Genomic DNA, 19,195 nt, shown 5'->3' with positions numbered 1-19,195 from the left:
GATCATGTTATTTTCCTACCGCGTACTCGATGCTTCCGGCGCTGTTAGACAAGGCGCAATTGAAGCGTCTTGCCAGGCAGATGCACTGGAGTTGCTACGGGAAAAAGGCCAGGTTCCACTGGAGCTGAAAGCGCAGACGGTTGCGGAGAATCATCGCAAAGTCATCTCCGGGGCGCAGAAGATCCGCCATACCGATGTGGTTGCCTTTGTCCGCGAACTTGCAACGCTCCTGAAATCCGGCGTGGGCTTGTCCGACGCATTCTCGACCCTGTTGGAGACGACCGATCATCCGCGCATGAAAGAATCGCTCTCGCGCCTTAATACGGCGGTTTTGGCGGGTGAACGCTTTTCTGCGGCGCTGGAAAAATCGGACTTTGGGCTGCCGCAATATGTGCATGCGCTGGCGCGTGCCGGCGAAGCCACCGGCGATCTCGGCAATGCGCTGGCCAGAAGTGCCGATCAGCTTGAATTCGAAGAGAAAATGAAGAACGAGGCGCGGGAAGCGCTGACCTATCCGATGATTCTGGTGTTTACCGGCATCGTCGCCATCAGCTTCATTTTTGCCTTCGTTGTCCCCCGTTTTGCGGGCATGTTCCAGGGGCGCAAGGTCGATTTGCCGTTGTTGTCCCAATGGGTGCTCGGCACGGGCGTTTATGTCCATGATCACTGGGTGGGCGTGCTGTTCGGATTTGCTGGCGTTGCCGTGGGCGCCTATCTGCTTTTCCGGAGTCGCGCCGCCAGACAGCACATGGCGCGTGTTTCTGCACGGCTGCCCATCATGTCCGGCTGGATTGCCGGCGCGGAAACGACGCGCTGGACCTCGATGCTTGCCGTGCTGGTGCAGAGCAAGGTGCCCATCCTGATGTGTATGGACCTGGCGGCGCTTTCGGTGCTGCTGCCGGAAAATGCAAACCGGCTGCGCAGTGTCCAAGATGATGTCCGCCGCGGCAAGCGTCTTTCCTCGGCGATAGAAGAGCGGCGCTTGCTGGAAGGAGCCTCCTTGACGATGCTGAAAGTCGGCGAAAAATCCGGCCAGCTTGGCGCGATGCTGGAGCATGTGGCAAGCTACGCGTCCGATAAGCACCGTGCCTTGCAGCGCAGTGTCGTAGCGCTGATCGAGCCGGTCAGTATTCTCGTCATCGGCCTTGTCTTGGGCGTTGTCATGGTCGGTGTCGTGATGGCCATGACCAGTCTTACTGAGATCAAACTATGAACAATCATCTTTACGCCAAACCCTCGAAAAAAAATCGAAGCCATCCAAGTCGCCCGCGCAACCGCTGCTGTGCGCGATATGCCGTCGCTGGTCGGGGTTTTACCCTGCTGGAGATGCTGGTGGTGCTCGTCATCATTGGCCTGCTCGTCAGCCTGGTCGGGCCGCGCCTGTTTGCCAAGGTCGATGCGGCCAAGGCGCAGACGGCGGCAGCCCAGATCAAACTGTTGCGCGGCGCAATCGAAACCATGCGGATGGATATCAATGTCTATCCGAGCGAAGAGCAGGGGTTGCGTCTGCTCACCGATGCGCCGAACGAGCCGGATATGAAACGGCGCTGGAAAGGCCCTTATCTGGAAGGGGCGGTACCGCTCGATCCCTGGGGCAATCCCTACCAGTATCGCCCGCCGGAGGTCAGCGGCCAGCCGTTTACGCTGATCTCGCTGGGTGGTGACGGCAAGCCGGGCGGCGAAGGCGTCGATCAGGACATCGGCGGCGATACCGGCACCAGTAGCAATTACGGTAAGTCGCAGTGAATCTCCATTATGGCGAAGACGGCGCCGCTGCCAGATGATGTCCGGAGTGTGGACAGAGCGCAGTGCGGCGGGCTTCACGCTGCTCGAAGTCCTCTTTGTGGTTTTCATCGTCGGCCTGTTGACCTCGTTGCTGGCGCCGCGCATCGGCGCCAGTCTGAGCAGCTTCGAAGCGGTATCGCAGCGCCGGCTGATCGAAGATCAACTGCTGCAGTTACCGCGTCGCGTTCGTTACATCGGGTGCGGGCTCGAATTGCCGCGCGACCAGGGGAAGAAAGATATCGGCGACGGCGCGCCGGCGTTGCAGCTTCCCGAGGGCTGGACGGCCGACATACAACCGCCGCTGGTCATCTCGCCGGTGGGCGCCTGTTCCGCCGCCGTCATCAAGCTGGTTTGCACCGACAGTCCAGGCGCTTCCGCGCGTTATGGCATTCACGAGATCAGCTGTGAAATCGAAAAACTGGCGGACGTGGCGGACTGACAGCAGTGAGCGCGGCTTCGGCCTGCTGGAAGCCCTGGTTGCACTCGTCCTGCTTTCCAGCATCGGGTTTACGCTGCTCGCCTGGGTGCAGCAAAACCTTGATACCCTGCAACGTATGCGCGGTTTTTATGCAGAACAGGAAGCGCGCAAGCTGGTCGCGGAATGGCTGCATTCGCTCAATCCAATGGAACGGCCAAACGGCGAAACGTCGATCGGCGAAACGATCCGGCTGGAATGGAAAGCCGCGCCGCAAGGCGACGCGATCAGGCAGATGGGCTACCCTCGGGGTATCGGCATCTATGACGTGCGGCTCTACGATATCGCCGTATCCGTTTACCGTCGTGAAGAAACACAGCCCTGGTTCGTCGAAACCGTTACTGGCATCGGCTACAGGAAAGAACGCACGATGGATATGCCGTTCTGATGAAGCGGCGATGGCCTTTTGCGGCCCCTCACGCCGCATCTTCCCGCGGCCTCAGCCATAACATGCGGCGCCGGCGCGCAGCGCGGCATTCGGCAGGTGCAGGTGGTTTTACGCTTGTCGAAGTCATGGTTGCGCTGGTGGTCACCAGTCTGCTGGTTGCCGTGCTGATGGGAGCGCTGTTTTATATGTATCGCGTGCAGGAAAGCCTGCAGGATGAACTGATCACGCGGGAAAAAGTGCTCAGGACGAGAGCCTGGTTTGAGGACGTGCTTTCCGCCTGTTTGCCTATCAAGGCCGACTCCGGACTGACCAATGTGCCTTTTTCCGGCAGCACGAGCGAAATCCGCTGTGAGACGACGCAGTCCCTGCGCCCTATGCTTGGCAACGCGCCTGTGCCCGTGCACCTCTCTTTAGTGCGCGGAGACCGGCGGACTCGGCTTGCCTACGACGAATACCGCCCCGGCTCGGAAGCCGCCGAAGGTACGCGCTTTACGCTGGCGGAATGGGAAGAGGCTGAAGTCGAATTTCGTTTCGCGGATCATGACGGCAAAGAAAGCGAACGCTGGCCGAAGGAGGATGGCCGCCAGGAGGAAACGCTGCCCGCGCTCGTCATGCTGCGCATCAGGCAAAAAGATACGCCGGAACAAGTCTGGATCGTGGGACTGCGCAACGATCCGTGGTTTGAACCGCCGCGGAAAATGCCTTTCGGCCTGGGAATCAAATGAGGCAATTTTTTGTGACAAAACCACCGCGCCGCCAGAAAGGCTACATTCTGGCGCTGAATATCGCCGTTCTGGCATTGATGCTGGTTGGCGCAGCCTACATGGAAAACCGTATCTCCTTGGCCAGAGACCTCGCCCGTGCCGAAAAGCAGCGGATCGACGGCGAGTTCGCCGTCGCCTCGGCCAAAGCGCGGGTGCTTTACCTGCTGAGCGCCGCGCCGCGCAGCCGCTTCGGCCTGGGCACGCTGCCGAACGCCAGCATTGCGCTCGACGGCACGCCGTATCGCATCGGCCGTGAGGTCATCGTAAACCTGCAAGACATCAAAGGCTTGTTCAGCCTCAATACGCAGGCGCTGGAAGGCAATGGGCGCACTATGCTCGAACGCCTGCTGGCAACCTACGACCTTGATGGAGAAACCGTGGGGCGTCTGGCCGACTCCTTGCTTGACTATCGTGACGGCGACGATCTGCGCCATATTAACGGCGCCGAAAAAGAAGATTACGCGCACGCTGGCAAAGCCGGCGATATCCGCAACGCTGATTTTTTATCGCCGACCGAGATTTCCCGTGTGCTCGGTTTTTCAGAAATTTTCCAACGCTGGCCGGAAACGGGATCGCTGGTTGATCATCTGCATGTTTCGCGCGTTCTTCTGTTTAATCCCAACACGGCTGACTGGCGCATCCTCGTTGCCATGACCGGCATCCCGGCCGAACTGGCGCAAAGCCTTGAGGCCTCGCGCCGGCGGGGAGAAACGCCCGACATCTCGCAGCTTCTGCTTTCCGGGACATCCAGCAACCCGTTTTCCGGCGCAGTCATGACGACGCTTTTCCCTTCGGAAACGATCATCGTCACGCTGCGTTACGTCGGCAGCCCGAGCGGGGTGCGTATGGCGGTCAAACATACGCCGACCTTCGCCCATTCGCCCTGGATTGTCCAGTACACATACCGCGTTCCGCTGCCTACGCTGACGCAGGAAGAAATCGATGCGTTGCCTGAATTGCCGCCGCTCTCATCGGTACGCAACCTGAACGCACCATATCAAGTACAATTCCCGTTTTGATTGAAGAGTCATGGACTTGCGCACGAAACCCGATGCGTAACGGAAAGTTGAGAGGCGGTTTTGTTCGGAACGCTGTTGGTAAAAATGAAGCAAATGCGCGCAGAGCGTTCGCCGCGCTGTTCCCGCCTGTTCGACGCTTGCCTGAAGTTTTTTGGCTGGAAACGCGACTTGTTGACCGTGCCGCGCAGCCAGGCGCGCTGGCTGAAGCTCGACGTGCGCGGCGTGCCGGCGCGCTTTCTGACCTCCGCCCTGGCACTGCAGCTCAATCAGTTGCTGGGCGCGGGGCGCTATGGCTTTTGCTATCGCGTATTCGACGACACGGCACATCTCTGGTACTGGGATGAGTCGCCTGAGGGCGTGCTGGCGGCCGCCTGGGGCGACAATACCCACGATGCCGAATATGCGCCCTGGCCGGAATCCCTGCTGCGCCCGCACCTGGCCGATGGCGTTCACCTGCTCGATTGCCTGGAAGGTTGCGAAGCGGTTTCGGTTACCGGCGGCCGTTTGACAAAAACGCGCTGGTTCGCCGCACCGCCAGATGAAGCGCAATGGCGCGCATTTGCCCGCGATGCGGGCTTCGACCCTGAGCGCTATCCCTTGCCGCTCGTGCGAAGCCTGCGCCTGGGGAAAACGCCGGAACCGGGCTGGAAGCTCTCCACGCGGCTTATCCGGCCGATTTCTCCCGTCGTCTGGCTGTCCGCCGCCGTGGTTGCCCTCGTCGGCGCCGTCATCGTTGCTTTTGGGATTTACAGCCTCAAACTCAGCTGGGCGATCGCCTCCGAACGGGCCGCCTACGAAAGAATAACCACCGAGCACGCCGAAACCATTGCGCTGCAAAAGCGGATCGACCGCAGCGTCGAATTTCTCGACGCCTTCAATGGCGTGCGGCCGTCCTGGGCGCAGCTCGAACTGATGCAGGCGGTTGCCGATGCAGGCCTCATTTCCGAATCGACGCGGATTCGTCTGACGGAATGGGAATATCGCGGCGACCGGCTGCGCCTGCAATTTGCCGTCCCCGCCGACAACTTCAGCCTCGGCCTGTTTCTCGGTGTGCTGGAAAGCCTGCCAGCGTTCAGGGAAATTCGCCTGATCACCGACTCGCCGCCCGGCACGGTCGGTATCCAGGCGCGCGTGGCGGAAACCCCGCCTGCGGCGGACGCCGGCGAATCGGAGGAAAAAGAGTCGCAGAACAAAACCGGCACAACGCCCGCCGCACCCGCTGCGGGCGCAAATGCGCCGGCCGCCAAACCGAAAGATGAAGCGACACCGGAAGAACGATTGACGACAGGGAAGGCAGCGCATGGCGGATCGTAAAGACGCATGGCTCGGGCACATCCGTGCGCTGACGGATGAAGTGCGCGCAAACCGCAAGCTGCAATACGGCCTGCTTGCCATCGCCGCCATTATTGTCGTCGAGCTGGGGTTGGACTGGTCGGACGCGATTTCCGCCCGCGAGCGCCGCTTGCAGGAACTGCGCACCGAATTGCGCCAGTTGCGCGGGCAATCGCGCGATGAGACGGCGCTGAAAGCGACTCTGAGCGATCTCGAAAGACAGCAGGCGGCAATCGAAAAACGCCTCTGGACCGTTTCTTCCGACCCGGTTGGCCAGGCAAAGCTCAAAGACTGGCTGACGACGCTAGCCAAAGAGACCGGCGCCAAAGAATTCAAACTCGTCCTCGCCACGCCCAAGGCCATTGGCGAGCGCACGGCGGCAAGCGCTGCCAGCAACAAGGAAAACGCACTGGGGCTGCGCGAATTTCGTGCCGACATCGGCTTTGTGTTTACGCCGGAAACGCTTGAGCGGATGCTCTATGCCATTGAAAGTGGCGAGACGCTGGCCAGCGTCGAATCCTTAAGTATCGTTTCCCGCACGCGCAAGGCCGAACTGGGCGTCAGCGTCGTCATGCGCCTTGGACAGCCGATGGATGCCGCCGAAGCGGCGCGCGCCGCTGCCCGGTTGAATGAAACCGCCGGGCAAAGCAAGGCCGCAGGCGGCGAAGAACAGGCGGCCTCCGAGGCGGCGCTTCCCGCCACGCAGCCCCAGGCACAGCCACACACTGCACCGACTGTTGCATCCGTGCCACCGGCGCCGGCCGTGCCTGACGCCGGCGCGCAAAACAATGGATCGCCGCCCGCGTCACCGGACGGGCCGCCTGCATCAGCGCACGCCCCTGCGCCGGCTACTGGCAGTCCGACTGTTCCCGAACCCGCCGGCAAGCCGCCGACACCGGCAAATATATCGCCATCGCCTTCTGCTGAAACCGGAACATTGCCCCCGTCGTCCGCTATGCCGCTTGCGCAGCCCGTCGAAAAGCCGCCTCTTGATCTGTCACAACCATCGGCCATGCCGCAGTTGCCGTCAGGGCAGGGCACAATGCCGGAAGGGGGCCAGCCGCAATGACCAAACCCGTACTGCTGCGCCTCCTCAGCCTGCTGGGGGCGGTATGGCTGGTCACGGCTCTCGCCGTCTGGCTGCTCGCCGACCCGTCGGATAATCTCGTCGTTACGCGCGGCGGCCGCGGCGGTGCGCGCCCGGACTACAATCTTGCTCTGCGCGACTTGCGCCCAGCCGCACAAGCCCTGGAGAAAAACCCGCTCTGGGGGCTTCGCCGCGACGGCTCCGTTGCCCCCAAGCCCGAGGCGAAAAAGGGCGAGGAAAAACCGCCTGAATGGCGTGTCATGGCACTGGTTGCCAAGGACAATGAAAAACACCTCCTGATCCGCATTGTCGGCCAGCCTTCGGCCACGGTCAGGGAAAATGAGCGCCTGCCCGACGGCCGCCGCGTCATTCGTATCGAACCCAAGCTGTACGTCGTTGAAAACGCCGATGGCGAAGAAGAAACCGTCATTCTGACATTCTGAACATGCCCAATTACCAGACCCTCTTTAGCTCATAGTGAATTCGCTCATGCACGACCACATCCTCCCCGCCGCCCGTCCCCTGATGCCGCAGCTTCTAGCGCACCGCGTTTCTGCGCGGCGTGCGGCGAACCTGGCATTCCTCGCCTGCCTGTTCCTGAGCGGCTGCGCCGAAACGCCTTTCGTCCGTTCGTCCCTGCCCATCGAAAAACGGGACAAAACGCACGAAACCGTGATCACCGGCCAGATGCACGAAGACCGGCGCACAGCCTTCTATCAGACGCCGCCGCCAGCTGCTGCCGAAAAAAATAGTGCCGGCAATGCGCCGCCGCCGACCAACCTGAAAAAAGGCGGCGAAAAGGGCGTGACGCTCAACCTGCAAAGCATGCCGCTGCCGGAATTCGTCAATGCCGTTTTTGGCGCCGTGCTCAAGCTCAATGTTTCCATCGACCCGCAAGTCGCGCAGCGCACGGATATGGTCAGCCTGCGCAGCGGCGCACCGATGGATGCAGACCAGATCTTTGCCGCCGCGCAGGCCGTACTGCGCTCCTACGGCATCGCCGCGCAGGAGTTCAACGGACTCGTCCGTGTCGTGCCGGAAAACAGTCAGAGCGGCTATCTGCCCGAAATCCGGCGCGGCCGCGCCATGCCCGACGTGCCGGAAAGCCTGCGCCCGGTTTTCTTTCTGGTCGAACTGGAGCACACGCAATCGACCCAGGCGGTGACCTGGCTGCGCACGCTGTTCGGCAACCGGGTCACCGCCACCGAGGACGCGCGGCGCAACATGATTCTGCTCAGTGGCCAGTCGGACGCCATCCGCACGGCGCTCGAAGCGATCCAGCTGCTCGATCAGCCGCAGATGCGCGGGCGCTACAGCGTGCGTATCGCGCCGGTGTTCTGGTCGGCCGAAGAGCTGGCGCGCCGTCTGGTCGATCTGCTCACTGCCGAGGGTTATGCCGCCTCGACGCTATCGTCCTCGCCCTCGCCGGTGCTGATCGTGCCGGTGGCGCCGATCAATTCGGTCATCGTTTTTGCCGCTAACCAGCAAATCCTCGAACATACCTTGCACTGGGCGCAGGAGCTTGACCAGACGCCGCCGAGCCGTAGCGGCGGCTACATTACCTACCATGTGCGCAACGTCGATGCCGCCGATCTGGCGGCCACCCTTGCGCAGGTCATGGGTGAGAGCACTGCAACTTCGGAACCGGCAGCGACGCCCGTACCTGCCGCACCAGGCGGCGCGGCGGTGCCCGGCGCGGCGGCGACGCCGGCATCCTCCGCAGTACGCCAGAATCCCAGCTCGCGCGTCGTCGTCAATAAAGCGGGGAACAGCATCATCATCAAGACGACGCCGGCCGAATACCAGCAATGGTACGGCCTGCTTCAGGAACTCGACCGCCCGGCGCGCGCCGCGCTGGTGATGGCGACGATCGCGGAAATTCGTTTGAATAAAAAAGACACCTTCGGTTTCAACTGGATGCTCCAACAGTTCCAGATGCACGGTCACAATATCAGCACTGGCACTTCTTTGCCGGTACTTCCGGGAAAGTCCGTTGAAACTGGTACTTTCCGCATTGGGATGGCGACGCTGAAGGGTGATCCGCGCGCCTTGCTTAGCATGCTATCGACCGAAAACCGCATCAAGGTGCTTTCCAACCCCAGCCTCATGGCGCGCAATGGCGAAACGGCCACTATCCAGGTCGGCACCGACGTGCCGATCCTGAGCAGCCAGATCACCACGCCGGTTGGCAACGCGGGCGGGGCTGCGAATCCTCCTTCGGTGGCCAGCCTGCAAACCGTGCAGTACCGCCAGACCGGCGTTATGCTGAAGGTCAAGCCCGTCATCCACGCCGGCGGCCGCATCGAAATCGACGTGACGCAGGAGGTGAGTCTCGTGCAGGAAGTGACTTCGGAAAGCGGTGCACAAAAACAACAAAGCCTGACGCCGCCAGTGCTGTCACGCAAGCTCGATACCAAAGTCAGCGTCGCTGATGGCAACACCATCGTTCTCGGCGGCCTCATTCAGGAAAATAAGTCGGAAGGTAAATCCGGCATCCCCTTCCTCAAGGACATTCCCTATCTCGGTGCGCTTTTCCGCACCAGCATGGCGAATGCGGTCGATCGCACGGAACTGATCGTCCTGCTGACGCCCTACGTCGTTGAGGACGATTTCGACGCCAACGCCATTACCGACACCTTCCGCAACCAGTTTTCCTGGGCGCAGGAGATCAAACCCAAGGATCTTTCCACAAAAAATACCGACGGCGACGCGCTGACCGAAAACGCCGTGCAGCCGCCGGCGCCCGTCGAGCGCCGCCCCGTACCGGGCAGCGAGGTCAGCGGCGGAACGGGCAGCGAAGCCGGCAATGGCGCAGGCAGTGCGGGCAGTGCCGGACTGACCGACACCGGCGGCAGCCACCGTTTCAGCGGTGGATTCGGCCAGGCGGGGGCACTGGGGACGCAAAACGGCGCGGCGCCGACCGCCGTGCCGACCACGCGCCCGAATGCTGGAACAACGCCCGACGACGCGCCGCCTCCGTCCTACCGCTCCCGTCCCTACCACCTCACCGACCTGAGTGAGGCAAAAAATGCGGCGCAGAACGCGCGGCGGCGGTCGGCAAATGCGGTGCATGAGCAGTCGCGCATCTTTGTCCCGCCCGATGACCTGCCCAAAACGGGCGCTTCCGATAAATCCGCTGCTGCGGCTTCCGGCGTGGCTGCTTCTGCAGCACGCTCCACTGCACCCGCGGCGCGGCGAAGCGCTGCATCGGGAGCACCGGCGTCTGGGCTGCGCGGCGCTTCCAGTCAGCAGGGCGCGACTGCCACTACGCCAGCTGGCACATCAGCCAATGCACCGGCCGGTACAACGCGCAATGCATCGGCGGGTGCCTCAACCAATACCGCGGCCGAGAGCGAGCGCAAACCGGTGACTGACGAAGCCATGAAAAAAGAACTGCTCGAACTCATGCGCGGCGCTGGTGGCGCGGGGGCCGCTGGTGCTACTGGCGCTTCTTCCGGCACAAGTTCCGGCAAATAACGGACGGAGATTGTCGGGCCGCGGCGTCGCTATTTCGCCGCCATTCCGCCGAACGCCCCGCGCGGCCCATGTCTTATCCGCCTCGGCGCAGTGCATCCGGCGGGGCGCTCTGCGAATATTCTGGCGGGATGCTGCCGGTCGTCTCTCGTCGTAGTCCTGTTCTACTAGCTGCTTCGGCGGCAGCGCACGCAGCGGTGCGGCGTTGGCCGCTTAGCCCGCATTTCTCACAGATAGAAGGTGCATCGCGGCCGGAGATATAAGAAAGTTTTTTTGCGAGAACGACTTAACCATATCTCTGAGGAAGCCGCGATGCCGACACAGTGTACCGTAGTCAGCCCATGCGCGAAGCGTATTGATGGCCGCCAGGTGGCGGTGGATTTCGACGGAGGGCAGATCAGTTCGGATGCGGGCGCGCTGTTGCTGCGCGAGGTCGATCGCACCTTGCGGCTGACCGAACGGGTGGCGGCCTGCTTCGAGGATGGGCGCGATCCGGAGCTGATCGAACACACGGTGCACACGTTGGTGATGCAACGGATCGTGGGGATCGCGCTGGGCTACGAGGACCTGAACGATCACGATCAATTGCGCCGTGACCCGGTACTGGCCACGCTGGCCGGTAAGCTCAGCGCTCGGCGCAAGGGCTGCGAGCCGCTGGCGGGCAAGTCGACCTTGAACCGGCTCGAACATGCCCCCGACACCAAGGACGGTTCGCGCTATCACAAGATCGCTCACGATCCGGCGGCCTTCGAGTCGCTGTTCGTCGCGTGCTTCATTGAGGCGCACGAGCAGGCACCTGACGAGATCATCCTCGATCTGGACGCCACCGACGACCCGCTGCACGGCCAGCAGGAAGGGCGTTTCTTCCATGGTTACTACGGCGGCTACTGCTACCTGCCGCTGTACATCTTCTGCGGCCGACATCTGCTCGCCGCCAAGCTGCGCCGGGCCAACACGGATGCCTCGGCGGGCAGCATCGATGAACTCGAACGCATCGTCACCCAGATCCGCCGCCACTGGCCGGAGGTGCGCATCGTGCTGCGTGCCGACTCGGGCTTTGCGCGCGATGCCTTGATGAGTTGGTGCGAGCAGACGCACATCGACTTCGTCTTCGGGCTGGCCAAGAACGACCGGCTCAAGGCCCAGATCGAAACCGAGATGAGCCAGGCGCAGGCCGAATGCACCCAGACCGGCAAGCCCGCACGGCGGTTTCGCGACTTCACCTACCGCACCCTTGACAGCTGGTCGTGCGCCCGGCGGGTCGTCGGCAAGGCCGAGCAGCTGCCGGGCAAGGCCAATCCGCGCTTCATCGTCACCAGCCTGGACGCTCAGCGCTGGCCGGCACGCGAACTGTACGAGGCGCTGTACTGCGCCCGAGGCGAAATGGAGAACCGCATCAAGGAGTGCCAGCTACACCTGTTCGCCGATCGCACCTCAACGGCGACGATGCGGGCCAATCAGCTGCGGCTGTGGTTCGCCTCCTTCGCCTACGTCATGCTCGAAGCGCTGCGCCGCATCGGGCTGGCTGGCACCGAACTGGCCGAGGCCACCTGCGAGAGCCTGCGCCTGAAACTGCTCAAGATCGGCGCACGGGTCAAGATCAGCGTGCGCCGCATCCATGTCAGCATGGCCAGCAGTCATCCGTTCCAGACCACCTGGCGCCTGGCCCAGGCCAGACTCGCCCCCGGCTGATCCGCCACGCCACCGTGGCCCTGCTGATCCGATCGCGCTCCCGTTCGCGCGAGGCGGTCTCATGCCCAAACAGCGCCGCTTGCCCCCTCAACGCACCTGACCGCTCGCAGAACCTCACCCGCCTGCACTCCATTGGCCGCTCGCAGGCCTGAATCCTCGCGGTCACGGCGACGCGTGAAGGAAAAAACCGCGCCAACGGGGGCCGAACCGTGAGAGTGTGAGAAATGCGGGTTAGCCCTTTATCGCCACCGGGTGCGCCAGCCGGTCTATGTCGCCAGACTGCCAAACCGGCTCCATGCGATCTCGTAGCTCATGCTACCGTGGAACCACTCCGTGTAGCTTCACCGTGGTGTCTGTGTCCGACGCTTTTCGGGCGGGTGCTCCTTGAACGCATCCGGCGCGAAAATCACTTACGGCCTCGCATCCCGCATTCCTTGGGCGAGTGCAACGGGGCGGCAAACTTTCGGAATCAGTAGGGGAGTGCGGATCGGGCGCAGGGCGAAACCGTCAGCGTTTCTTGCGTGCCGTTACCGGCCGGGCTAATCGAAAAACCGGCATAAATACCGACTGCAGTGTCCGCTTCTGATACAGTGCTCGATATTTTGGTCGCTGTATTTTTTTACATTTATGTTGCGTATGAGACAAAGTGAAAAAATATGGGCGGATATTCGCCCTAAATCTTGTCAATCTCACTGGTTTGTGTAAAATTATGCGAAACCTTGTAAAAGTGAGTGGCGTTCCGTGCTGCGGTGTATGCAGGCAGAGCGCGACAAGTACGGGAATTTCAAGGTTTTGTTGTTGTTTGTTCACCTTTGGGCGGCGCGGTCAGTCGACTGGTCGCGCAGCGTATCGGCAGGGCGGCTTGCTTGTTCTGTCCGTTTGACTGCCAGGCGCAACGCTTAAATTTTTTTTTGAGGATCCCTAGATGAATAAAACTCTTGCTTCACGTTTAGTCGTTGGCGCCCTCGCTGCCATCGCTGCCGGCGGCGTCATGGCCGGTCAGATCCAGTCATCTTCGACGCCGATCGCGCGCGAAGTCATTACCGCCGATGACATGAACATCGTTTCGCCGCAGATCGCTTACCGCTTCACCGGTGACGTTACCGCGACGGCGAACCACCAAGTCTTTCAGATGCAGTTCACCCTGTCCGCAGGCAAGTGGGTTGCAGTTCCGGGTGACGGAGCTTTTTCCATTACCGACGGTATAAGCAACGTGGTTCAGGACCAGACGGCCGGCGCGCCTGGCGGCGGCGCCCAGGCTGCCTATCAGATCGTCGGCAAGGGCCTGACCGCTGACGGCAAGACCCTGTGGGTGACCTTCGACGTGGCGCAGGGGCCAAATGCAACGATCCGCCAGCCCCTTATTTCCGTCAACACGACGAAGAACACAATCAATGGCGTGGCTTTGACGGACGTTTCCGCGCAGCGTAACGAAATTAACAACCTCAAGTCGGTTGTCGGCGATATCGTCGCCGATTATGAAGGGACGGCCGGTACGAACGACAACAACTTCGCCGCCAAGTGTATCGATAACAAAGAAATCAAGGTCGACATCAAGCACTTTATCGGCTTGGCTAATCCGGCTGCGATGGCTGTGGCAGGGACGAACGGTACGCCTGACGAACACACACGTGCCGCTTCGACCAACGAGGGCACGCTGTTTACCTTCCCGACCAACATCAAGATTAATGTAGAGCCGTCGACCGGCGCGGTGCGCCTGTCCCCGGGCGGTTCGATGCAATTCCAAATGGCAAGGCCGGGTGAAGCCTTTGTCAACCCCACACTGGCCAATATGGGTAAGGTCACGCTGGTGCAGAATGCGGTGGGTTCTGATGCAAACGTCACTGACAAGTACCTGCTGTCGGCTGGGCCGGGCGTGCTGGGGCAAGCGCCGGCAACCCGGAATGACGGCCCGGTAGAAGTGGAAAGCTTCAAGGTTAAGGTTTATGCATCTAATGGCTTTGTTCCGGGCGGCCGCGTCTTTATCTCCGAACAGGTGAACTGTGGCACCGACCTCGGCGGCGTTGACATTAACGCGGCCAATGCGGCCGGCCCGGTGACGCCGACCGTGCCTACCGGATCCATCAATACGCTCTTCCCGGTAGCCGGTACGGGTCCTGCCTATATCTGTTACCGTGTGCCCGGTGCGGAGACGATTCCTGCCTCCAGTTTCTGGGCGCGCGCCGATCTGGACAAGCCAACCGCCAATCCTAATTTGTTTGAACAGGACAACGTCTGTAACGGCCAGTTGTTCGGCATGGGCGGTGGCCTGAAGATCGACGTGCGTAACTACGCGCCGGCCGCAGGCGTTGCCACCAGCGGCTGGATGTCGGTGATTCGCCTCATCAACAACAGCGACAGCTCGGCGGCGGACGTCTACGCCCAGATCATCCATCAGGATGGCAAGATCGGCAAGTGGGGCAAGATTGCCCAACTGCCGGTGCGCGGCGTCACCAACCTGACCTCGCCACAGCTCGAAGCGATGCTGGTCAATGAACCTGAAGCGGCCGATGCAAACGCCAACAACGGCGAGGCAGCAAATCTGCGCGCCGACGAAAATCAAACCGGTGCGCCGCGTCTGCGTATCACCTCCAATACCGCTCAATCGCTGCGTGTTCAAAACTACGTCGTCAATAACGCTACCGGCGAAATGTTCGAAGCCTCGAACAGCCAGGGTGTTGACTTCGAAGGCCGCGAAGACCGTGCTGCGAAGACTACGCCAGACGACGTTAGCGGTCAGCAGTTCATCAGCCAGGACGCCAACAGCGGTCTCAACCTCCGCTAATTGGGTGCTGTCTTTCCGGGGTCGCCCGCCGATCCCGGAAGGCGCAAAAACGGCAAAGCCGGCAACCTTGCCGGCAGCAGTTACAAAGAGGGGCATTGCCCCTCTTTTTTTGCCCGTATTTCTGCCCTCTCCACAAGGAGAAGGCTCTTTTATAGCGGGTTAAATTAGCTTTCGATACAAAGCAGCCAGCCGCGAATAGTACAAGTAGTACGGCAAGGCGCAGCAACGCCGTAGCAAACGTTAAGTGAATTCGCTACAGTGCCCGACAGGGCGCAGGGCTTTTCAAGAGATGCCCTGAAACCCGCGTGGATAAAGGGCTTCCGGGTAGGGGGTCCGGAGATGCCCTATTTACAAGGATTCCAGAGCACCCTTTCGGAGATGCCCGACTGACACGGGCTTGCGAGCCCCCTTTTAGAAATGATGGCCTGTCACGCCAAGTGGGTAATGCGCTGCCTGCATTTGTCTAAGGCTTAGCGGCGCAGGGCGCTGAACGCGCCGATTTCCCACTCGCGCAAGGCGATCAGCATGCCCGTGCCGTGGCGTTTGGGCAGGGGCGAAGCGAGGCTTTCTTCGTGCAGCTCGGCGAATTTCTGGCGCAGCCGGCGCATTTCCGTCTGCATTCTGGCGATGGCGGCATCGGTCAGCATGGCGTGGGAAAAAGCCATGACGGCGTTTTCGCCGGCAAACTCGCCGGAGAGAAAGTCATGCATGCCGTGTTCGCGGAAGTAGGAGCGAATCGGCCCGTGCGGCAGCCAGTCAAAGTCGCGGGCGACGTTTAGGCGAATGCGGTTGCCGGGCATCAGCGTGATTAGCCGCAGGCGGTCGAGCCGGACGAGTCGTCCGATGCATTCGGCTTCGCTGATTTGGTAGCGTTCGACGATGTCGGCGATTTCCCACTGGTTGAGCACACAGACGGCGACGAGCAGGAGCTTTACGTCGGAAACCAGTTCCTTTTCCTGCACTGCGCTCAGCGTGTGCAGGCGCTTTTCCGCCACCGCCGCTTCCTGCGCCAGTTCGGCGAGCGTGTAGCCGAGCAGATGCGCGATGTCGACGATCCGGTCGAGGCTGAAGCGCCCGGAAGCGAACAGGCGCTTGACGCTGGCTTCTGACAGATGCAGCGCCTGCCCCAGATCGCGGTAAGTCATGCCCTGGATTTTGAGGCGGCGTTTGAGCGTGTTGACGAGCTGACGGGTTTCATTCATGGCATGCACCTTAAAAAGTCTCGATATTTAATACTAAATAAGATTATACCTAATACGAATAATGAATTAGTATCTTTTTAATCTCCCTTTTGGCATTCTGAGCGCACCTTGTTTGAGGAGAACAATGATGAAAAACATCGCTCGATGCCTGCCCTGGGCGGCGCTCTGCGCCCTGCTGCTGGCCGCACTGTGCCACGGGCCGGTTGGCCAGTTGCCTCATTACCATGATTTTGCCGACCAGACGCCGGTGCTGGGGATTCCCCATGCGCGAGATGTCGTTTCCAACCTGGGCTTTGCCCTCGTCGCGCTCTGGGGTTGGGCGCGGCTGAGAGGCGGTGAGCGTTTCCGCGCGCTGGGTGGCGGCGCGCCGGGCTACCGGCTGTTTCTGGCCGCCCTGTTGCTGACGGCGTTCGGCTCGGCCTGGTATCACCTGGCGCCGGATAACGCCCGCCTGATCTGGGATCGGCTGCCCATCGCGCTGGCCTGCGCCGGCCTGCTGGCGGGGGTTTGGGGCGAAACGCACGCGGCGAGCAGGTGCAGCGGCGCTTGGCTGAGCGCGCTGCTCGCGGTTTTCGCCGTGTTCAGCGTGTTCTGGTGGTATGCCACGGAATTGCGCGGGCAGGGCGACCTGCGCTGCTACCTGCTGCTGCAAATCGCGCCTTTCGTTCTGGTGCCGATGTGGCAATGGCTGCGCGGCCGTCCGGTGGCCGAGCGTCGTGCATTTGGCATCGCTTTGCTACTATACGCCGTAGCCAAAGCGGCCGAGCTGTACGACCACGAAATCGGCCGTCTGCTCGGCGGGCTGACCGGCCACACGCTCAAGCATCTGCTGGCAACGGCCGCCGCCGGCGTCATTGTGGCCGACCTGGTGCGGCGATCCCGTCAGCCTGCCCGTCAGAAATAAAGAAATAACGAGAGACAAAAAAGAAAGGAACTCCCATGCTCAAAGCCTTGCTGCGCTTTGTAATGAAAGCCCTGTTCCGCGTCGAACTACAGGGCGACACGGCAGTATTTAGCAATGAGAGAACGTTGATTGTAGCCAATCACGAGTCGTTTCTCGACGGCCTGCTGATCGGGCTGATGATGCCGGTCGATGCCGTGTTTGTCATTCATTCGCAAATTGCGGCGCGCCCGTTTTTCCGCTTCATGCTGCGCTTTGTGCCGCATTTGACGGTCGAGTCCACCAGCCCGCTGGCCATGAAGCAGATCGTCAAGCTGGTGGAAACCGGCCAGCCGGTAGTGATTTTTCCCGAAGGGCGCATCACCAAAACCGGCTCGCTGATGAAGGTCTATGACGGCGCCGCCTTCGTGGCCGCCCGAACCGGCGCGACCGTCGTGCCCGTGCGCATCGACGGGGCGGCGCGCAGCTATTTTGGCCGGCTGGCGGGCATCTATCCGCGCAAGCTGTTCCCGAAGGTGACGATGACGGTACTGCCGCGCCGCGCGATTCCCATGCCCGATTTGCCTTCCGCCAAAGAGCGCCGCCGCCGCGCCGGCGAGCTGATGCGCCACATCCTGCTCGACATGCTGGTGGCGACGCGGCCGCAGCGTACGCTGTTCGAGGCGTTCCTCGAAGGCCGCGCGATTTTCGGCGCGCAGTACAAGCTGGTCGAGGATATCCGCCTCGTCGAGGAATCCTACGGCTCGCTGCTCAAAATGTCGCTGGGGCTGTCGCGCATTACCGGCCGGCTGAGCCAGCCCGGCGAAATCGTCGGCCTGCTCATGCCCAACGCCGCGCCCGCCATGGGGCTGATTCTGGCGCTGTCGATCGGCAGGCGCGTGCCGGCGCTGCTCAACTATACGGCCGGCGCGGACGGCATGCGTTCGGCCTGCGTCGCAGCCGGCATCAAAACCGTCATCGCTTCGCGCGGCTTCATCGAAAAGGCGCGCCTGACGGCGACGGTTGCGCAGCTGGCCGAGGCGGGAGCGATTCGGATCGTCTATGTGGAAGACTTCCGCGCACAGATCACCTCGGCCGATAAGCTCTGGCTGCTCTGGCGCATGTATTTCCCCGCCGGCGCGGCCGTGCCGCAAACGCCCGACGACCCCGCCGTGGTGCTGTTTACTTCCGGCTCCGAGGGTAAGCCCAAGGGCGTCGTGCATTCGCACAATTCGCTGCTTTCCAACGTTGCGCAGATTCGCGCCGTCGCCGATTTTACGCCGCACGACAAGTTCATGATGGCGCTGCCGCTGTTCCACTCCTTCGGCCTCACCTGCGGCGTGCTGCTGCCGCTGGTGGCCGGCTGCAAGGTGTTTCTCTACCCCAGCCCGTTGCACTACCGCATCATTCCGGAGATCGTTTATGACCGCGACTGCACCGTGCTGTTCGGGACGTCTACCTTCCTCGGCAACTACGGCAAGTACGCGCATCCCTACGATTTCGGGCGGCTGCGCTACGTCGTTGCCGGCGCCGAAAAACTTTCCGAAGAAGTGCGCCGCCTATGGATTGAGAAGTTCGGCATCCGCATTCTGGAGGGCTACGGCGTCACCGAATGCGCGCCGGTCGTCGCCGTCAATGTGCCCATGGCCTGCAAGATCGGCACGGTCGGCCAGCTTCTGCCCGGCATTGAACAGGTGCTGGAGCCGGTGCCCGGCATCGATAACGGCGGGGCGCTGTACGTGAAGGGGCCGAACGTGATGAAGGGCTACCTGCTCTACGACCAGCCCGGCGTGATTCAGCCGCCGGCCGCCAAGGGTGCGGGCTGGTACGCAACGGGCGACATCGTGACGATCGACGATGAAGGCTTTGTGACCATTCGCGGGCGAATCAAGCGCTTTGCCAAGATTGCCGGTGAAATGATTTCGCTCGAAGTCGTCGAGAAGAACGCGGCCGACGCTGCGCCAGGCTTTGCCCACGCCGCATCAACGCGCAGCGACGCGGCCAAGGGCGAGGCGTTGGTGCTGTTCACCACGGCGCCCGCGCTCACGCGCGAGCAGCTGCTTGCCGCTGCCAAGGCCGCCGGTTCCACAGAACTTTCGGTGCCGCGCATCATTCGCCATGTGGCGGCCATTCCGCTGCTCGGCTCCGGCAAAACCGATTACGTCACGCTCAAGCGCATGGCCGAGGAGAACGCAGGCGATGAGGGCGGTAAAAACAGTGGGAACGGTGAAAGCAGTGAGAGTGGACAAAGCACACCAAGCGACCCCTCCGCCCGGAGCGCGGCCACTGCCGGCGCCTGAGCAAACACGCTG

Annotated in this window: 15 protein-coding genes; 14 read left to right on the top strand and 1 reads right to left on the bottom strand. The window is 61.7% G+C overall.

What is annotated here, in order from left to right; genetic code table 11:
- Window positions 1-4: 4 nt before the first annotated feature.
- From ABCS64_RS11130 to ABCS64_RS11075, 12 genes are all read left to right on the top strand, one after another.
- Entirely contained in the window at window positions 5-1,213 is a 1,209-nt protein-coding gene (locus ABCS64_RS11130) for a type II secretion system F family protein (protein WP_418891969.1), read from the top strand.
- On the top strand, window positions 1,210-1,746 hold the full coding sequence (gene gspG / locus ABCS64_RS11125) for a type II secretion system major pseudopilin GspG (protein ID WP_418891968.1): 537 nt from the start codon (window positions 1,210-1,212) through the stop codon (window positions 1,744-1,746). Before ABCS64_RS11130 ends, gspG begins: the two co-directional genes overlap by 4 nt.
- Window positions 1,747-1,792: 46 nt before the next feature.
- Window positions 1,793-2,224 (top strand): prepilin-type N-terminal cleavage/methylation domain-containing protein, encoded by a 432-nt coding sequence (locus ABCS64_RS11120; protein ID WP_418891967.1) that lies wholly within the window; start codon window positions 1,793-1,795, stop codon window positions 2,222-2,224.
- The gene (locus ABCS64_RS11115; RefSeq protein ID WP_418891966.1) at window positions 2,190-2,648 is read left to right on the top strand and encodes a hypothetical protein; all 459 of its coding nucleotides are present in this window, start codon (window positions 2,190-2,192) and stop codon (window positions 2,646-2,648) included. Before ABCS64_RS11120 ends, ABCS64_RS11115 begins: the two co-directional genes overlap by 35 nt.
- Before the next feature lie 62 nt (window positions 2,649-2,710).
- The gene (locus ABCS64_RS11110; protein WP_418891965.1) at window positions 2,711-3,373 is read left to right on the top strand and encodes a prepilin-type N-terminal cleavage/methylation domain-containing protein; all 663 of its coding nucleotides are present in this window, start codon (window positions 2,711-2,713) and stop codon (window positions 3,371-3,373) included.
- Between the two features lie 11 nt (window positions 3,374-3,384).
- Entirely contained in the window at window positions 3,385-4,431 is a 1,047-nt protein-coding gene (locus ABCS64_RS11105; protein WP_418891964.1) for a type II secretion system minor pseudopilin, read from the top strand.
- A gap of 84 nt (window positions 4,432-4,515) precedes the next feature.
- A complete protein-coding gene (locus ABCS64_RS11100) occupies window positions 4,516-5,745 on the top strand; it encodes a hypothetical protein (protein ID WP_418891963.1) in 1,230 nt (409 codons plus the stop codon).
- Window positions 5,732-6,832: a hypothetical protein gene (locus ABCS64_RS11095; RefSeq protein ID WP_418891962.1), complete on the top strand. Its 1,101-nt coding sequence runs from the start codon at window positions 5,732-5,734 to the stop codon at window positions 6,830-6,832. Before ABCS64_RS11100 ends, ABCS64_RS11095 begins: the two co-directional genes overlap by 14 nt.
- Window positions 6,829-7,293, top strand: a complete 465-nt coding sequence (locus tag ABCS64_RS11090) for a hypothetical protein (RefSeq protein ID WP_418891961.1) — start codon at window positions 6,829-6,831, stop codon at window positions 7,291-7,293. Before ABCS64_RS11095 ends, ABCS64_RS11090 begins: the two co-directional genes overlap by 4 nt.
- A gap of 46 nt (window positions 7,294-7,339) precedes the next feature.
- The gene (locus ABCS64_RS11085) at window positions 7,340-10,327 is read left to right on the top strand and encodes a secretin N-terminal domain-containing protein (protein WP_418891960.1); all 2,988 of its coding nucleotides are present in this window, start codon (window positions 7,340-7,342) and stop codon (window positions 10,325-10,327) included.
- A gap of 309 nt (window positions 10,328-10,636) precedes the next feature.
- Window positions 10,637-12,016: an IS1380 family transposase gene (locus ABCS64_RS11080; RefSeq protein ID WP_418889980.1), complete on the top strand. Its 1,380-nt coding sequence runs from the start codon at window positions 10,637-10,639 to the stop codon at window positions 12,014-12,016.
- A 925-nt stretch (window positions 12,017-12,941) separates the two neighbouring features.
- Window positions 12,942-14,801, top strand: a complete 1,860-nt coding sequence (locus ABCS64_RS11075) for a hypothetical protein (RefSeq protein ID WP_418891959.1) — start codon at window positions 12,942-12,944, stop codon at window positions 14,799-14,801.
- Window positions 14,802-15,271: 470 nt separating this feature from the next.
- Here the strand turns inward: ABCS64_RS11075 and ABCS64_RS11070 are convergent, their stop codons facing one another.
- Window positions 15,272-16,003 carry a helix-turn-helix domain-containing protein gene (locus ABCS64_RS11070; protein ID WP_418891958.1) on the bottom strand — a complete coding sequence of 244 codons (732 nt, stop codon included), beginning with the start codon at window positions 16,001-16,003 and terminating at the stop codon, window positions 15,272-15,274.
- A gap of 127 nt (window positions 16,004-16,130) precedes the next feature.
- Here ABCS64_RS11070 and ABCS64_RS11065 point away from each other — a divergent pair, with 127 nt between their 5' ends.
- Together ABCS64_RS11065 and aas are read left to right on the top strand one after the other, a co-directional pair.
- Window positions 16,131-16,907, top strand: a complete 777-nt coding sequence (locus ABCS64_RS11065; protein WP_418891957.1) for a hypothetical protein — start codon at window positions 16,131-16,133, stop codon at window positions 16,905-16,907.
- Window positions 16,908-16,942: 35 nt separating this feature from the next.
- Complete coding sequence (gene aas, locus ABCS64_RS11060; protein ID WP_418891956.1) at window positions 16,943-19,183, top strand: bifunctional acyl-ACP--phospholipid O-acyltransferase/long-chain-fatty-acid--ACP ligase; 2,241 nt, start codon at window positions 16,943-16,945, stop codon at window positions 19,181-19,183.
- Window positions 19,184-19,195: the final 12 nt, after the last annotated feature.

This window comes from Dentiradicibacter hellwigii (assembly GCF_041770905.1).
GTDB classification, from domain to species: Bacteria; Pseudomonadota; Gammaproteobacteria; order Burkholderiales; family Rhodocyclaceae; genus Propionivibrio; species Propionivibrio hellwigii.
Note: the sequence above shows the minus strand (reverse complement) of the source record. Positions and strands in the feature narration are given on the sequence as shown.

What these genes read in the sequence shown, in the direction of transcription:
- ABCS64_RS11110 (WP_418891965.1), top strand. Translation starts at nt 2,711, where the DNA reads ATGCGGCGCCGGCGCGCAGCGCGGCATTCGGCAGGTGCAGGTGGTTTT.
- ABCS64_RS11080 (WP_418889980.1), top strand. Translation starts at nt 10,637, where the DNA reads ATGCCGACACAGTGTACCGTAGTCAGCCCATGCGCGAAGCGTATTGAT.
- ABCS64_RS11130 (WP_418891969.1), top strand. Translation starts at nt 5, where the DNA reads ATGTTATTTTCCTACCGCGTACTCGATGCTTCCGGCGCTGTTAGACAA.
- ABCS64_RS11075 (WP_418891959.1), top strand. Translation starts at nt 12,942, where the DNA reads ATGAATAAAACTCTTGCTTCACGTTTAGTCGTTGGCGCCCTCGCTGCC.
- gspG (WP_418891968.1), top strand. Translation starts at nt 1,210, where the DNA reads ATGAACAATCATCTTTACGCCAAACCCTCGAAAAAAAATCGAAGCCAT.
- ABCS64_RS11090 (WP_418891961.1), top strand. Translation starts at nt 6,829, where the DNA reads ATGACCAAACCCGTACTGCTGCGCCTCCTCAGCCTGCTGGGGGCGGTA.
- aas (WP_418891956.1), top strand. Translation starts at nt 16,943, where the DNA reads ATGCTCAAAGCCTTGCTGCGCTTTGTAATGAAAGCCCTGTTCCGCGTC.
- ABCS64_RS11070 (WP_418891958.1), bottom strand. Translation starts at nt 16,003, where the DNA reads ATGAATGAAACCCGTCAGCTCGTCAACACGCTCAAACGCCGCCTCAAA.
- ABCS64_RS11085 (WP_418891960.1), top strand. Translation starts at nt 7,340, where the DNA reads ATGCACGACCACATCCTCCCCGCCGCCCGTCCCCTGATGCCGCAGCTT.
- ABCS64_RS11100 (WP_418891963.1), top strand. Translation starts at nt 4,516, where the DNA reads ATGAAGCAAATGCGCGCAGAGCGTTCGCCGCGCTGTTCCCGCCTGTTC.
- ABCS64_RS11065 (WP_418891957.1), top strand. Translation starts at nt 16,131, where the DNA reads ATGAAAAACATCGCTCGATGCCTGCCCTGGGCGGCGCTCTGCGCCCTG.
- ABCS64_RS11095 (WP_418891962.1), top strand. Translation starts at nt 5,732, where the DNA reads ATGGCGGATCGTAAAGACGCATGGCTCGGGCACATCCGTGCGCTGACG.